Source organism: Kocuria oceani, from assembly GCF_029524215.1.
GTDB lineage: Bacteria > Actinomycetota > Actinomycetes > Actinomycetales > Micrococcaceae > Kocuria > Kocuria oceani.
In genome coordinates this window covers 121376-135026 of record NZ_JARAMH010000005.1, presented here as the reverse complement: position 1 = coordinate 135026, position 13651 = coordinate 121376, and the positions used below count along the sequence as shown (strand labels likewise).

The following is a 13651-nucleotide window of genomic DNA, read 5'->3' as shown; positions in this document are numbered from 1 at the left end:
GACGGCGGCCCCCGGGTCGTGGGGGCCGCCGTGCCGCCGAGTGCTGCGGTCCGCTCAGACGTTGAGCTTGAACAGCCGGTCGAACGGGGTGCCCACGGCCTGGCGGGCCCGCTCCACGGACGCCTCGTCGGGGGCGTTGTAGAAGCACAGGCACTTGGCGGTGTCCTCGCGCACGTACGTGCGCAGGAAGGAGACCTCGGGCACCTCGGCGTACTTCGGGGAGTTGGCCTTCTTGCGGGCCAGGTACTGCTCCATGGTGATCTCGGCGGGAATGTCCCACTCCACCAGGTACTGGGCGTCGCCCCGCAGCTTCTTGATGTCCTCGAGCTCGGCGCCCACGAGGCGCACGGCGTCGGGACCGGTGACCTCCGTGGCGGCGTCACCGGCGGCGGAGCGCACCGTCCCGGCGAGGCCCTCGGCGGCGTCCTCGGCCTCGACGATCACGAAGACCCGTCCGTGATCGGCCGTGACCTGGGACTCGATGACCTCGGCGCCCGCCGCGGGGACGGCCTCGGAGACCGTGGCGATGAGCTGGGTCACGGCGTCCTTGGACGGGGAGGCGGGCACGATCTCGAGCAGGTGGAGAGACATGGGATTCCTTCCGGGGAGGACGGGGACCGCGGCGCCGGGGCCGCTCGGGCACTGCTCCCAGGCTAGGCTCCGGTGTCCGGTGTGTCCGGGGCGGCGTCACAGTGCGCAACACGAAAGATTCCGAATGGTTCTTCGTGACACGGGGGGCCGCCGCGTGGACAATGCGCCACCACGTCCGGCTCTCGGCGGCCGGGTGCTGCCGCTCCGCGGGTCGCTACCCTGGTGGGATGCGCGCGGAGGAGCTGAACCGGTCCGTCCAGGACTGTCTGAAGACCGTCTGGCTGGCCCAGGAGTGGTCGGCCGACCCGGTGACCACCACCGGCCTGGCCCAGCGGCTGGGCCTGTCGCCGTCGACCGTCTCGGAGGCCGTCAAGAAGCTCACGGCGCAGAACCTGCTGGGCCGCACCGAGCACGCGGGGATCGTGCTGACGGACCGGGGCCGGGAGGTCGCGGTGCAGATGGTCCGGCGCCACCGGGTCCTCGAGGCCTTCCTCGCCACCCGGCTCGGCTACGCGTGGGACGAGGTGCACGAGGAGGCCGAGGTGCTCGAGCACGCGGTGAGCGAGAGGTTCATCGCCCGGGTGGACGCCCTCCTCGGCCACCCGGAGCGGGACCCGCACGGGGACCCCATCCCGCGGCCGGACGGCACCGTGCCGCCGGCCACGGCCGTTCTGCTGGCCGAGGTCCCGCCGGGCACGACCGCGGTGGTGGCCCGGGTCTCCGACGCCGACCCGGGCCGGCTGCGCCGGCTCGGCGAGGCCGGCATCCGCCCCGGGACGGAGCTCGTGCTGGGCGAGGTCCTGCCCCGGGGCGTGGCCGTGACGGTGGGCGGGGCCGTCGTGGAGGTGGGCGTCCTGGCCGCCGAGGCGGTCTGGGTCCGGCCGCGGCCCTGAGGCGGCCGGGGCCGCCTCAGGAGATGACGTCGTCCACCAGGGCCTTGGCCTCCTGCTGCACCTGCGCCAGGTGCTCCTCGCCGAGGAAGGACTCCGCGTAGATCTTGTAGACGTCCTCGGTGCCGGACGGGCGCGCCGCGAACCACGCGTTCTTGGTGGTGACCTTCAGTCCCCCGATCGCCGCGCCGTTGCCGGGGGCGTTGGTGAGCTTGGCGGTGATCTGCTCCCCGGCCAGGGTGTCGGCCTCCACCTGGGCGGGGGAGAGCTGCTTCAGCGCGGCCTTCTGCTCGCGGGTCGCGGGCGCGTCGATGCGCTGGTAGACGGGCGCGCCGAAGTCCGCCGTGAGCTCGGCGTAGCGCTGGGACGGGGTCTTCCCGGTCCGGGCCGTGATCTCCGAGGCCAGCAGCGCGAGGATGATCCCGTCCTTGTCCGTGGACCACACGGAGCCGTCCGTGCGCAGGAAGGAGGCGCCGGCGGACTCCTCGCCGCCGAAGCCGATCGAGCCCTCCATCAGCCCGGGCACGAACCACTTGAAGCCGACCGGCACCTCCACGAGCTCGCGGCCCAGGGAGGCCGCGACCCGGTCGATGATCGAGGAGGACACCAGGGTCTTGCCGACCCCGGCCTCCGGGGACCACCCGGTGCGGTGCCGGAAGAGGTAGTCGATCGCCACGGCGAGGTAGTGGTTCGGGTTCATCAGGCCGGCGTCCGGGGTCACGATGCCGTGGCGGTCCGTGTCGGCGTCGTTGCCGGTCGCGATGTCGTACTTGTCCCGGGCGCCGATGAGGGAGGCCATGGCCGAGGGCGAGGAGCAGTCCATCCGGATCTTCTCGTCCCAGTCCAGGGTCATGAACGCCCACTGCGGATCCACCGACGGGTTGACCACCGTCATGTTCAGCCCGAAGCGCTGGGCGATCTCGCCCCAGTAGGCCACGGAGGCGGAGCCCATGGGATCGGCGCCGATGTGCAGGCCGGAGTCCCGGATCACGCCGAGGTCGATGACCTCCGGCAGCGTCCGCACGTACTCCTCGAGGAAGTCGTAGCCGCCGGTGGTCCCCGCCGCACGGGCCTGCGCCAGGGGCACCCTGCGGACCCCCGCCATGCCGTTCTCCAGGAACTGGTTGGCGCGCCGGGCGATCCACTCGGTGGCGTCGGTGTCGGCGGGGCCGCCGTTGGGCGGGTTGTACTTGAAGCCGCCGTCGGAGGGCGGGTTGTGCGAGGGGGTGATGACGATGCCGTCGGCCATGCCCTCGACCCGGCCGCTGTTGTGGGTGAGGATCGCGTGGGACAGCGCCGGGGTGGGCACGTAGCCGTCGCGGGAGTCCAGCAGGACGGTCACGTCGTTGGCGGCCAGCACCTCGAGCGCGGTGTCCTGGGCGGGCCCGGAGAGCGCGTGGGTGTCCTTGCCCATGAACAGGGGCCCGGTGATCCGCTGGCCGGCGCGGTACTCCACGATCGCCTGCGTGATCGCGGCGATGTGCTGCTCGTTGAACGAGCCCTTCAGGGACGAGCCCCGGTGCCCGGACGTGCCGAAGGCCACGCGCTGGTCCGGGTCGGACGGGTCCGGCACGACGTCCGTGTAGGCGTCGAGGAGCTTGCCGAGGTCGACGAGGTCACTGGGTTGGGCGACGGTGCCCGCACGATTGGTCATGCCGCCCAACCTACCGCCAGCCTCCGCGGCGCGCGGAGGCTGGCACGCGATCACGTCGCCAGGTTTCGCCGATTCCGCTCTGCGCGAGGCGCGCGCGGGAGACCTGGAGGAATCGGGGCCGGTGGGACAGGATGAGGGCACCAGCGAGCGCACGACCCAGCGACACGACCCAGCAAGGAGGCCGGCAGCATGAGCGAAGCACCCGACGAGACGAACGAGGACTCGGGCAAGGGCCCGGAGGGCACCGTCCCCGACAACGAGCAGGGCATCGGGCTGACCACCGACGAGGACCGGACCGGCTTCGAGCCGGAGGAGGACCCCGAGGCGGCCACCACACCGGACGCCTGAGCCCGCCGCGGACCCAGCGCGCCCGCCGGCCGTGCCACGGCCGGCGGGCGCTCGCGTGCGGCAGGTCCGCCGCGGGTGCGGGCGCGGTGGGCCGGGGCCGCGTCCGGGGGCCGGGCGACTCAGTGCGGGGCGTCCTCGAGCTGCGCGACGACGGCGAGCAGCTGCGCCTCCGCGCTGGGGCGGCCGATGAGCTGGACCCCCATCGGGACGACCGGCCCGCCGACCGCCGGGCTGGTCCACAGCGTCGGGACGGTCACCGCGGGCAGGCCCACCACGTTCACCACGGAGGTCCACGGCGTGTACTGGCACTGACGCCTGTAGTCCTGGTCCGCGCCGGCGGGGTCCTCCTGGTCGTGCCCGGCCCAGTACCAGCCCAGGGGCCGCGGCGTCATGGCGAGCGCGGGCGTGAGCACCATGTCCCAGGCCCCGTACGCCCGGATCACGTCCTGTTCGATCCGGCGCAGCGTGCCCACGGCGCGCGCGAGCTCGACGGCCGAGCGGCGCAGGGCGCGGGCGCGGAACGCCGCCGCCAGGCCGGTCAGCCGCTGCGCCTGTTCGTGGTCCAGGGGCGCGGTGCCCATCGAGGTGGTCCAGACGTCGAAGAATGCCCCGGGATACTCGGGGTCGTAGCCGATCGAGGCCTCGCCGACCTCGTGCCCGGCCGCCCGCAGTCGGGCGACCCCCGCGTCGAGGGCGGCCCGCGCCTCGGGGGAGACCTTGATGTCGTGAACGGTGTCGAACGGCGAGGCGGTGCTCACCCCGATCCGCAGCGGCCGCCCGCCCCAGGGCAGGTCCCCCCGGCGGGCGGCCCGCACGCTCTCGAGGAAGGATGACTGCGGTGCGGCGGCCACCGCCCGGTGCACCACGTTGCCGTGGGCCGGTCCGCGGGCCGGGGCGCAGAGCACGTCCAGCAGCAGGGCCGCGTCCTCCGCGGTGCGGGCGATGGGTCCGTTGACCACGAGCTGCGCGGCGTCCGACTGCGCGTCGGCGGTGGGCACCCGCCCGCGGTTGGGCTTCAGGCCCACCAGACCGCACGCCGCCGCCGGGATGCGCACGGAGCCCCCGCCGTCGGAGCCCGGGGCCAGGGGGAGCATGCCGGCCGCCACGGCAGCGGCCTGGCCGCCGGAGGATCCGCCGGCGCCGGTGGTGGGATCGTGCGGGTTCCGCGCGGGCGGGGCCACGAGGTTCTCGGAGTAGCAGTTGAGGCCGAACTCGGGGACCTGGGTCTTGCCCAGGCACACGGCGCCGGAGGCCGTGAGCACGGCCACGAGGTCGTCGTCCTCGGCGGCCGCCGCCGCCCCGGTCCCCGGGTCCGCCACGGCCGCGGAGCCGTAGCCGGTGGGCATGCCGGCGACGTCGTGCAGGTCCTTCACCGCGAGCGGCACCCCGTGCAGCGGCCCGCGGGGCGCACCGGCGGGCAGGGCGTCGAGGGCGCGGGCCCGTGCGAGCGCCGGTCCGTGCGCCACGTGCACGAACGCGCCCAGCTGCGGATTGCGCTCCTCGATCCGGGCGAGGAAGAACTCCGTGGTCTCCGTGGCGCTCAGCTCCCCGCGCGCGAGCGCGTCCCGCAGCTGCACGGCGGTGAGGTCCCCGATCCCGGTCACGGCGGCTCCTGTCTCGGCCACGGCGGTCCGGGGACGGCGGTCCGGGACACACTGTGGGGCGTGGTGCCCAGGCTAGTAGGGTGAGGGCGCCCGGACCGCGACCGCGGTCCCCGATCCGCACAGGAGGGCCCCGTGCCGACCTCCCGCCCGCCCCGTTCCGCCGCGGCCCGTGCCGCGGCGGCGTCCGCCCTGCTCCTGGCCCTGACCGGCTGCTCCCTCTTCGAGCGCGAGGCCGAGCCCGGCGCCCCGGCGCCGTCGGCCTCCGGCAGCGCGTCGGCCCGGGCCTCCGGCGGCGCCTCGGACCGGGCCTCGGTCAGCACCGTGGAGGAGACCTGCGCCCGGGTGCTGGAGGCGGCCCGCACCGCCCCGGAGCGGCTGCAGGAGGACCCGGCCGGGCTGCTCGCCGAGGTCGAGGACCTCGCCGCCACCGCGCCGCCCGAGCTCTCCGGGCAGATCGCCTCGGTCCGCCAGGCCGTCGACGAGTACCGGCAGGGCGAACGGTCCATGCTCAGCGTCGCCCGGGAGGCCCGGGCCCTGCAGGAGCGCTGCTCCGGCTGACCGAATCCGGTGCCGACCGGCGACGAGCACGAGGGGCCGTCGCCCGCCGGAGCGCGGCGGCGGCTCCGGCGGGCGACGGCCCCTCGTGGCGGTGCGCGGCGGGGACTACTGCGCCGCGTGGCGGATGGCGTCGGCGAACACGCGCAGGCCGTCGCGTAGCAGGTCCTCGCCGATGACCAGCGGGGGCAGCAGGCGCACGATGTTGCCGAAGGTTCCGCAGGTCAGGATGATGACGCCCTGCGCCAGGCACTCCGCGGCGATGGCCTTGGCGGCGTCCGCGTCCGGCTCCTTGCCGCCGGGCAGCACGAACTCGAGCGCCATCATGCCGCCGCGGCCGCGGATCTCCCCGACGATGCCGGTCTCCTCGGCCACCGGGGTGAGCTCCTCGCGGATGATCTCCTCGATCCGGCGGGCACGGGCGATGAGGTCCCACTCCTCGATGGTCTCCAGCGCCCCCAGGGCGGCGGCGCAGGCCACGGGATTGCCGCCGTAGGTGCCGCCGAGGCCGCCGGCGTGCACGGAGTCCATGATCTCGGCGCGGCCGACGACGCCGGACAGCGGCATGCCGCCGGCCACGCCCTTGGCCACGGTGATCAGGTCGGGCACCACGTCCTCGTGGTCCACCGCGAACCACTTGCCCGTGCGGGCCACGCCGGCCTGGACCTCGTCGACGACGAACACGGCGCCGTTGTCGGTGCACCACTGGGACAGCGCCGGCAGGAACCCCTCGGCGGGCACGATGAAGCCGCCCTCACCCTGGATGGGCTCGATCACGACGGCGGCCACGTTGCCCGCGCCCACCTGCTTCTCCACCTGGAGCAGAGCGCGGCGGGCGGCCTCGGCGCCCGTCATGCCCTCCGGGTCGCGGAAGGGGTAGGAGACCGGCACGCGGTAGACCTCGCCGGCGAACGGGCCGAAGCCCTGCTTGTAGGGCATGACCTTGGCGGTCATCGCCAGGGTCATATTGGTGCGGCCGTGGTAGGCGTGGTCGAAGACGACGACCGCCTGGCGGCCGGTGTGCACCCGGGCGATCTTCACGGCGTTCTCGACGGCCTCGGAACCGGAGTTGAAGAGCGCGGCCTTCTTGGGGAAGTCGCCCGGGGTGAGCTCGGCGAGCTTCTCCGCGACGGCCACGTAGCCCTCGTAGGGGGTGACCATGAAGCAGGTGTGCGTGAAGTGCTCCACGGCCTCCTTGACCCGGGCGACCACGGCGGGGGCGGAGGCGCCCACGGTGGTCACGGCGATGCCGGAGCCGAGGTCGACGAGCTGGTTGCCGTCGACGTCGAGCACGATCCCGCCGTCCACGTCCGCCGCGTAGGCGGGCACGCTGGAGGCGACGCCGGAGGCGACGGCCTCCTGCCGGCGGGCGGACAGCTCCCCGGAGCGGGGGCCGGGCAGGGTGCCCTCGATGCGGCGGACCTGCTCCAGCCGGTACTGGATGTCGGGCAGGGTCTCGGTCATGGGAGACGTCCTTTCGGGAACGGGGTGCGGTCGCCGCGGGAGCGCGGCGACCGCACCGGGGTGGGGCGGACCGTCCGGGGACGGAGGTCAGGCGGGGGTGCCGGTGCCGGGGTTGGGGACGTCGGCCCAGGGGTTCTCCACGCCGATGTACTGGGTGGTGGTGTACTCGGCGATGCCCTCGGCCCCGCCCTCCCGGCCCAGGCCGGACTGCTTGACTCCGCCGAAGGGGGCCGCGGCGTTGGAGATCACCCCGACGTTGAGGCCCATCAGGCCGAACTCGATGCGGTCGCCGATGCGCAGGCCGCGGGAGATGTTCTCGGTGAACACGTAGGAGGCCAGCCCGTACTCGGTGGCGTTGGCCAGGGCCACCGCCTCGTCCTCGTCGGCGAAGGTCACCACCGGGGCGACGGGGCCGAAGATCTCCTCGCACACCGCCCTCGCGTCCTTGGGCACGTCGCGCAGCAGGGTGGGCTGGAAGAAGTAGCCGGGCCCCTCCACGCGGGAGCCCCCGACCACGACCTTCGCCCCGCGCTCGACGGCATCGGCGACGAACTCCTCCACGGAGTCCCTGGCCTTGGCCTCCACGAGCGGGCCGACGCTCACGCCCTCGTCCACGCCGGGCCCGACGGTGAGCGCGGCCATCTTCTCGGCCAGCTTGGCGATGAACTCCTCGGCGACGTCCTCGTGCACGAGCAGCCGGTTGGCCGCGGTGCAGGCCTCGCCCATGTTGCGCATCTTCGCGGCCATCGCCCCGGTCACGGCCTTGTCGATGTCGGCGTCCTCGAAGACGATCAGCGGGCCGTTGCCGCCGAGCTCCATGGAGGTGCGCAGCACGTTGTCGGTGGCGGCCTTCATCAGCTGCTTGCCCACCGGGGTGGAGCCGGTGAAGGAGACCTTGCGCAGGCGCGCATCGGCCATGATCGGCTCGGAGACGTCCGAGGCGGACTTGGAGGAGACCACGTTGAGCACCCCGGCCGGGATCCCGGCGTCGATCATGATCTGCGCGAAGTACTGGGAGGTCAGCGGGGTCAGCCGGGCCGGCTTGAGCACCATGGTGCAGCCGGCGGCCACGGCAGGGGCGACCTTGCGGGTGGCCATGGCCAGCGGGAAGTTCCACGGGGTGATCAGCAGGCACGGGCCCACCGGCTTGCGGGTCACCAGCATCCGCAGGGTGCCCTCGGGTGCCTGGACGTAGCGGCCGTAGTCGCGCACGGCCTCCTCGGAGAACCAGCGCAGGAACTCACCCCCGTACTTCACCTCGCCCATGGCCTCGGCGACGGGCTTGCCCATCTCCAGGGTCATCAGCAGCGCCAGGTCCTCCGCGCGCTCCTGGACGAGGTCGAAGGCCCGGCGCAGGATCTCCGAGCGGACCCGGGCGGGGGTGCGGGCCCAGGACTCCTGGGCGGCCGCGGCGGCGTCCATGGCGGCGGCGGCGTCCTCGCGGGTGGCCGAGGCCATGGTGGCGAGCACCTCGCCGGTGGCGGGGTTCTCCACCTCGAAGGTGCCCCCGTCGGAGGCCTCCCGCCACTGGCCGTCGATCAGCAGCCCGGTGGGGGTCTTGGCCAGCAGCGCGGAGATGCGGTCCTGGATGGGAGCGGCCGTGGCCGTCTGGTCCGTGATGCTCATGAATCAGCCTCTCTATCTCGACGCACGCCCCGGGCACCGGGGCCGGTGCCTGCTCGGTGCGTCAACGGGGTGGTCGGACGGGCGGGCGACAGCACTGGGCCCGCTCGTCCATGGTACGAGTCCCCGGGCGACCGTGACGGGCCCCGGTGTCCCCCCGGAACGCCGCACCGGGTGCCGGGCCGGTCGCCGGGGGCTGCCGGGGAGGCCCCGTGGCCCCTCGACGAGCTCAGACTAGCTCTCCGCCCGAAAGGCGGAGTGCTGAACTTTCTGTGCCCCGATGGGCACAGTGCACAGCATCCCGGGGTGCCTCGTCCGAGCCGCCCCGGGATGCTGTGCCGGTCAGGCCCCGGCGCTCGGGCGCCGGCGGTCGACCTCGGCGACGAGGCGGTGCTCGGCGTCGACCCCGGGGTGGATCCCGGTGGGGATGCGCAGCAGGAACACCAGACCGAGCAGCCACCACAGCCCGAAGATCGTCCAGGCGGGCGCGCTCAGGAACGCGGGCATGCCGGGCAGGTACAGGCTGATGAGGCCGACGCACAGGACGACCGAGAGCACGCCGATGGCCGTGCCGCCGTGGCTGCGGCCCCCGATCCTGAAGGGACGGTCCATGTCCGGCTCGCGCCGGCGCAGGATCACGAAGACCACCGAGACCAGGGCATAGGCGATCACGATCGACGGGGAGCCGGAGTCCACCAGCCAGCCCAGCATCTCCGCGCCGAAGAACGGCGCCACGAAGGAGATGGCGCCCACGAACAGCAGGGCGTTGGCCGGGGTGCCGTACCTGGGGTGCAGCCGGCCGAACCACCGCGGCACCATCCGGGAGTTGCCGAGCGCCCACAGCAGGCGGGACGCGCCCATGAGCAGGGAGTTCCAGGAGGTGAGGATGCCGGCCAGACCGCCCGCGATGAGCAGGTTGGCGACGGCGGTGCTGCCGAACATGGCGCCCATGGCGTCGGCCACGGCGATGTCCGCGCCGGCGATGTCCGCGCCGGACATCGCCGAGGACGTGGTGAGCACGACCATGACGTACCACGCCGCGGCGAGCAGGACGGAGACGATGATGGTCCCGCCCAGCTGCTTGGCCGGCAGGTGCATCTCCTCGGAGACCTGCGGGATGACGTCGAAGCCGACGAACAGGAACGGGACGGTGACGAGCACGAGGAAGAAGCCGGCGGTGCCGCTCGTGAAGAAGGGCTCCATGGTGGCGACCGAGCCGCGGGTGAACGCCCCGAAGAGCATCATCAGACCCACGATCAGCAGGAACAGGATCACGAAGATCTGCACCGTGGACGCGTGCTTGACGCCCCGGATGTTGATCGCGGTGATCAGGACGGCGGTCAGCGCCCCGACCAGGGCCCAGGTCAGGTTCACCTCGAAGCCGGCGACGGTCCACAGCGGGATCTGGCTCAGGCCGGGGAAGATGTACTGCACCGTGCGGGGCACGGCCACGGCCTCGAAGGCCACGATGGTGATGTAGCCGCCGGTGATGGCCCAGGAGCCGATGAAGGCCCACCGGGCGCCCATGCCGCGCAGCAGGTAGTTGTGCTCACCGCCCGCGTACGGCATGGCCGCCACGAGCTCGCCGTAGACCAGGCCGACCACGGCCATGATCAGCCCGCCGGTCACGAGGGCGAGCACGGCGCCCATGGTTCCGGCCTCCACCAGCCAGTCCCCGGTGAGGATGACCCAGCCGAAGCCGATCATCGCGCCGAAGCCGAGGCCGATCGCGTCGAGTCGGCCCAGGACCTTCTTGAAGCCGTGGTCCTCGCGGTCCGGGGCGAGCGGTGTCGCGCCCCGGGGTTCGTTGCTGCTCATGGCCGTGATTCCTTCGTGTCGAGGACGCCGGGGTGGGGTGTCCGGTGGGGAGGGGCCGTGCGGAGGTCCGGCGGCCGGGGGACAACGTACACAGCCATTGTTTCGTTTCTGTGAGCCACCTGAAAGTCCGGACCCCGGGGACGCCCGCGGCGAACAGGGACGCGGTCCCGTGCGGCCGGGGGGAGCCCGCGCATAGGCTCGGGGGCATGACCTACGCAACAGTGAATCCCGCCACCGGGCAGACCGTCCGGGAGTTCCCGACCGCCACCGACGCCGAGGTCCGGGAGGTGGTCGAGCGCTCGCACCGGGCCTTCGGCAGCTGGCGCAGCACGCCCGTGCCGGAGCGCGCCGCGCGCATGCGCGCGCTGGCGGAGCTCTACCGCGAGCGCAAGCGCGAGCTCGCCGCCCTGCTCACCGAGGAGATGGGCAAGCCCGCCCGCCAGGCCGTGGGCGAGGTGCTCCTCGTGGCGAGCATCTACGAGTTCTACGCCGAGAACGCCGAGCGGTTCATGGCCGGGGAGAAGCTCGAGCCCTCCACGGGCGGGGACGCCGAGGTGGTGCTGGAGCCCACCGGCTCGATCCTCGGCATCATGCCGTGGAACTACCCGTACTACCAGGTCGCCCGGCTGGCGGCCCCGAACCTGATGCTCGGCAACACCGTCGTCCTCAAGCATGCGCCCAGCGTGCCGCAGGCCGCCCTGGTCCAGGAGCAGCTCTTCCGCGAGGCCGGGTTCCCCGAGGACGTCTACCGCAACGTCTTCGCCACGAACGAGCAGATCGCCGAGATCGTCATCCCCGCCCGGACCGTCCAGGGCGTGTCCCTCACGGGCTCCGAGCGCGCCGGGTCGGCCGTCGCCGAGCTCGCCGGCCGCCACCTCAAGAAGGTCGTGCTCGAGCTGGGCGGGTCCGACCCGTTCGTCGTGCTCGACGCCGAGGACCTCGAGAACACGGTCAAGCACGCCGTGCTGGGCCGGCTCGGCAACACCGGGCAGGCGTGCACCGCCGCCAAGCGCTTCATCGTGGTCGAGGAGGCCTACGACCGGTTCGTCGACGCGTTCGCGCAGGCCATGGACGCGGTCGAGCCGGGGGACCCGACCGACCGGAAGACCCTGCTGGGCCCCCTGTCCTCGGTCGCGGCCCGCGACGGCGTGGCCGCGCAGTTGCAGGACGCCGTCGAGAAGGGTGCCACCGTCCGCGCCGGCGGCACCCCGGTCGACCGTCCGGGGGCCTGGATGGAGGCCACGGTCCTGACGGACGTCACCCCGCAGATGCGCGCCTACGAGGAGGAGATCTTCGGGCCCGTCGCCGTGGTGCACCGGGTCCGGGACGCGGACGAGGCCGTCGAGCTGGCCAACTCCTCGCCCTTCGGCCTGGGCGGGTCGGTGTTCGCCGCGGACGTGGACGCGGCCCGGGAGGTCGCGTCCCGGATCGAGTCCGGCATGGTCTTCGTCAACGAGGTCACCGGCACCGCCCCGGACCTGCCCTTCGGCGGCATCAAGCGCTCCGGCGTGGGCCGGGAGCTCGGCCGGTTCGGCATCGAGGAGTTCGCCAACAGGAAGCTCATCCACGCGCCCCGGCGGGAGGAGAAGCTCCCGCTGCAGGACGAGGAGATCGTCTCCCCCTGAGCGGGCGCCCCTCGGCGCCGTGTCCCCTGCGGCACGGCGGCTCTCGCCGTGCCGCAGGAGGCCGTCCTGCGGCCGTGGCCGGCGCACCGTTCCGGACCGCGGCCGCAGCGGCCGCGGACTAGGCTGGTCAGCGCAGACCCACCCGCAACGAGAGGACCCGCACGATGGACAACCTGGACAACCTGCCCAGCGCCTCGGTGGAGGAGATCCCCGAGGACGCGCGCATCCTGGACGTGCGCGAGGACACCGAGTGGGAGGCCGGGCACATCGCGGGCGCCCAGCACATCCCGCTGGGCCAGCTCCCCGAGCGCTACGGCGAGGTGCCCGCGGACGAGGACGTCTACGTGATCTGCCGCTCCGGCGGCCGCTCGCTGAGGGCCACGGCCTACCTCCAGCAGTACGGCTTCGACCCGGTCAACGTCCTGGGCGGCATGGGGGCGTGGATGGACGCCGAGAAGCCCATGGTGTCCGAGACGGGCCAGACGCCGACCGTCCGTTGAGATACGCCTACCTGGGCCCCGCCGGCACCTTCACGGAGGCCGCCCTGCTCGGCGTGGAGGGCGCGCGGGAGGCCGAGCGCCGCCCGGTGTCCTCCGTGCCCGTCGCGCTCGCGGCCGTCCGCGCCGGCGAGGTCGACGCCGCGATGGTCCCCATCGAGAACTCCGTGGAGGGCGGGGTGACCGCCACGCTCGACGCCGTGGCCACCGGCAGCGAGCTGCGCATCGTGCGCGAGGCGCTCGTGCCCGTCAGCTTCGTCCTCGTGGCCGCGCCGGGCACGACCCTCGCCGACGTCCGCACCGTGTCCACGCACTCCCACGCCTGGGCGCAGGTGCGCGGCTGGATGGACGGGCACCTGCCCGGCGCCGACTACGTCCCGGCGTCCTCCACGGCCGCGGCGGCCCTGTCGCTGCTGCCCGGTGCGGCGGCGGAGCCCGGCTTCGAGGCCGCGGTGTGCTCTCCCGTGGTCGTCGAGCAGCACCCCGAGCTCGAGGTGCTCGCCGAGGACATCGGGGACAACCGGGCCGCGGTGACGCGCTTCGTGCTCGTGGCCCGCCCGGACGCGCCCCTGCCGCCGCGCACCGGCGCGGACCGCACCACGCTGGTCATCCCGCTGTGGGAGGACCGGGCCGGGGCACTGATGGAGATCCTCGAGCAGTTCGCCACCCGCGGGGTGAACCTCTCCCGGATCGAGTCCCGTCCCACGGGCAACTTCCTGGGGGAGTACTTCTTCAGCGTCGACGTGGACGGGCACCTGCACGACGCCCGCGTGGCCGACGCCCTCATGGGCCTGCGCCGGGTCTGCCCGAGCACCCGGTTCCTCGGCTCCTACCCGCGCGCCGACCACAAGCTCGCCACCGTGGCGCGGCACCACTCCGACGGCGCCTTCCGCGAGGCCGCCGCCTGGGTCGCCGCGCTGCAGGGCCGCGGGGCCCACAGGCCCGGGGCGGCGGGAGCGGGTCCCGCGTAACGGAACGTCCC

Annotated in this window: 12 protein-coding genes; 6 read left to right on the top strand and 6 right to left on the bottom strand. The window is 73.6% G+C overall.

Annotated features, from left to right (window positions below; all coding sequences use genetic code 11):
- Window positions 1-54 precede the first annotated feature (54 nt).
- Window positions 55-591 carry a DUF4242 domain-containing protein gene (locus tag PU704_RS07520; RefSeq protein ID WP_075871183.1) on the bottom strand — a complete coding sequence of 179 codons (537 nt, stop codon included), beginning with the start codon at window positions 589-591 and terminating at the stop codon, window positions 55-57.
- A 227-nt stretch (window positions 592-818) separates the two neighbouring features.
- Here PU704_RS07520 and PU704_RS07515 point away from each other — a divergent pair, with 227 nt between their 5' ends.
- Complete coding sequence (locus PU704_RS07515; protein ID WP_047802428.1) at window positions 819-1484, top strand: metal-dependent transcriptional regulator; 666 nt, start codon at window positions 819-821, stop codon at window positions 1482-1484.
- Between the two features lie 16 nt (window positions 1485-1500).
- Here PU704_RS07515 and pgm read toward each other — a convergent pair whose 3' ends face one another.
- Window positions 1501-3135 carry a phosphoglucomutase (alpha-D-glucose-1,6-bisphosphate-dependent) gene (pgm, locus tag PU704_RS07510; protein ID WP_047802429.1) on the bottom strand — a complete coding sequence of 545 codons (1635 nt, stop codon included), beginning with the start codon at window positions 3133-3135 and terminating at the stop codon, window positions 1501-1503.
- Between the two features lie 189 nt (window positions 3136-3324).
- Between pgm and PU704_RS07505 the strand changes: the two genes are divergently transcribed.
- Window positions 3325-3483 carry a hypothetical protein gene (locus tag PU704_RS07505; protein WP_158041167.1) on the top strand — a complete coding sequence of 53 codons (159 nt, stop codon included), beginning with the start codon at window positions 3325-3327 and terminating at the stop codon, window positions 3481-3483.
- Between the two features lie 119 nt (window positions 3484-3602).
- Here the strand turns inward: PU704_RS07505 and PU704_RS07500 are convergent, their stop codons facing one another.
- Window positions 3603-5087, bottom strand: coding sequence for an amidase (locus PU704_RS07500; RefSeq protein WP_277550867.1), 1485 nt, complete (start codon window positions 5085-5087; stop codon window positions 3603-3605).
- A gap of 132 nt (window positions 5088-5219) precedes the next feature.
- Here PU704_RS07500 and PU704_RS07495 point away from each other — a divergent pair, with 132 nt between their 5' ends.
- Entirely contained in the window at window positions 5220-5645 is a 426-nt protein-coding gene (locus tag PU704_RS07495; protein WP_277550866.1) for a hypothetical protein, read from the top strand.
- A gap of 105 nt (window positions 5646-5750) precedes the next feature.
- Here PU704_RS07495 and gabT read toward each other — a convergent pair whose 3' ends face one another.
- From gabT to PU704_RS07480, 3 genes are all read right to left on the bottom strand, one after another.
- Window positions 5751-7106 (bottom strand): 4-aminobutyrate--2-oxoglutarate transaminase, encoded by a 1356-nt coding sequence (gene gabT / locus PU704_RS07490; RefSeq protein WP_277550865.1) that lies wholly within the window; start codon window positions 7104-7106, stop codon window positions 5751-5753.
- An 87-nt stretch (window positions 7107-7193) separates the two neighbouring features.
- Window positions 7194-8732 carry an NAD-dependent succinate-semialdehyde dehydrogenase gene (locus PU704_RS07485; RefSeq protein ID WP_277550864.1) on the bottom strand — a complete coding sequence of 513 codons (1539 nt, stop codon included), beginning with the start codon at window positions 8730-8732 and terminating at the stop codon, window positions 7194-7196.
- 339 nt (window positions 8733-9071) lie between these two features.
- The gene (locus tag PU704_RS07480; RefSeq protein WP_075871186.1) at window positions 9072-10547 is read right to left on the bottom strand and encodes an APC family permease; all 1476 of its coding nucleotides are present in this window, start codon (window positions 10545-10547) and stop codon (window positions 9072-9074) included.
- A 206-nt stretch (window positions 10548-10753) separates the two neighbouring features.
- Here PU704_RS07480 and PU704_RS07475 point away from each other — a divergent pair, with 206 nt between their 5' ends.
- The 3 genes from PU704_RS07475 to pheA all read left to right on the top strand — a co-directional run bounded on the left by PU704_RS07475 (window position 10754) and on the right by pheA (window position 13640).
- Window positions 10754-12172 (top strand): NAD-dependent succinate-semialdehyde dehydrogenase, encoded by a 1419-nt coding sequence (locus PU704_RS07475; RefSeq protein ID WP_047801557.1) that lies wholly within the window; start codon window positions 10754-10756, stop codon window positions 12170-12172.
- Window positions 12173-12336: 164 nt separating this feature from the next.
- Window positions 12337-12672, top strand: coding sequence for a rhodanese-like domain-containing protein (locus PU704_RS07470; protein ID WP_047801556.1), 336 nt, complete (start codon window positions 12337-12339; stop codon window positions 12670-12672).
- A complete protein-coding gene (pheA, locus tag PU704_RS07465) occupies window positions 12669-13640 on the top strand; it encodes a prephenate dehydratase (protein WP_277550861.1) in 972 nt (323 codons plus the stop codon). The genes PU704_RS07470 and pheA overlap by 4 nt, the downstream gene beginning before the upstream one ends.
- The last annotated feature ends 11 nt before the right edge of the window (window positions 13641-13651 follow it).

Bases quoted from the DNA above. Each gene is read 5' to 3' on its own strand.
- PU704_RS07520 (WP_075871183.1), bottom strand. From the start codon at position 591: ATGTCTCTCCACCTGCTCGAGATCGTGCCCGCCTCCCCGTCCAAGGAC.
- PU704_RS07515 (WP_047802428.1), top strand. From the start codon at position 819: ATGCGCGCGGAGGAGCTGAACCGGTCCGTCCAGGACTGTCTGAAGACC.
- pgm (WP_047802429.1), bottom strand. From the start codon at position 3,135: ATGACCAATCGTGCGGGCACCGTCGCCCAACCCAGTGACCTCGTCGAC.
- PU704_RS07505 (WP_158041167.1), top strand. From the start codon at position 3,325: ATGAGCGAAGCACCCGACGAGACGAACGAGGACTCGGGCAAGGGCCCG.
- gabT (WP_277550865.1), bottom strand. From the start codon at position 7,106: ATGACCGAGACCCTGCCCGACATCCAGTACCGGCTGGAGCAGGTCCGC.
- PU704_RS07485 (WP_277550864.1), bottom strand. From the start codon at position 8,732: ATGAGCATCACGGACCAGACGGCCACGGCCGCTCCCATCCAGGACCGC.
- PU704_RS07480 (WP_075871186.1), bottom strand. From the start codon at position 10,547: ATGAGCAGCAACGAACCCCGGGGCGCGACACCGCTCGCCCCGGACCGC.
- PU704_RS07475 (WP_047801557.1), top strand. From the start codon at position 10,754: ATGACCTACGCAACAGTGAATCCCGCCACCGGGCAGACCGTCCGGGAG.
- PU704_RS07470 (WP_047801556.1), top strand. From the start codon at position 12,337: ATGGACAACCTGGACAACCTGCCCAGCGCCTCGGTGGAGGAGATCCCC.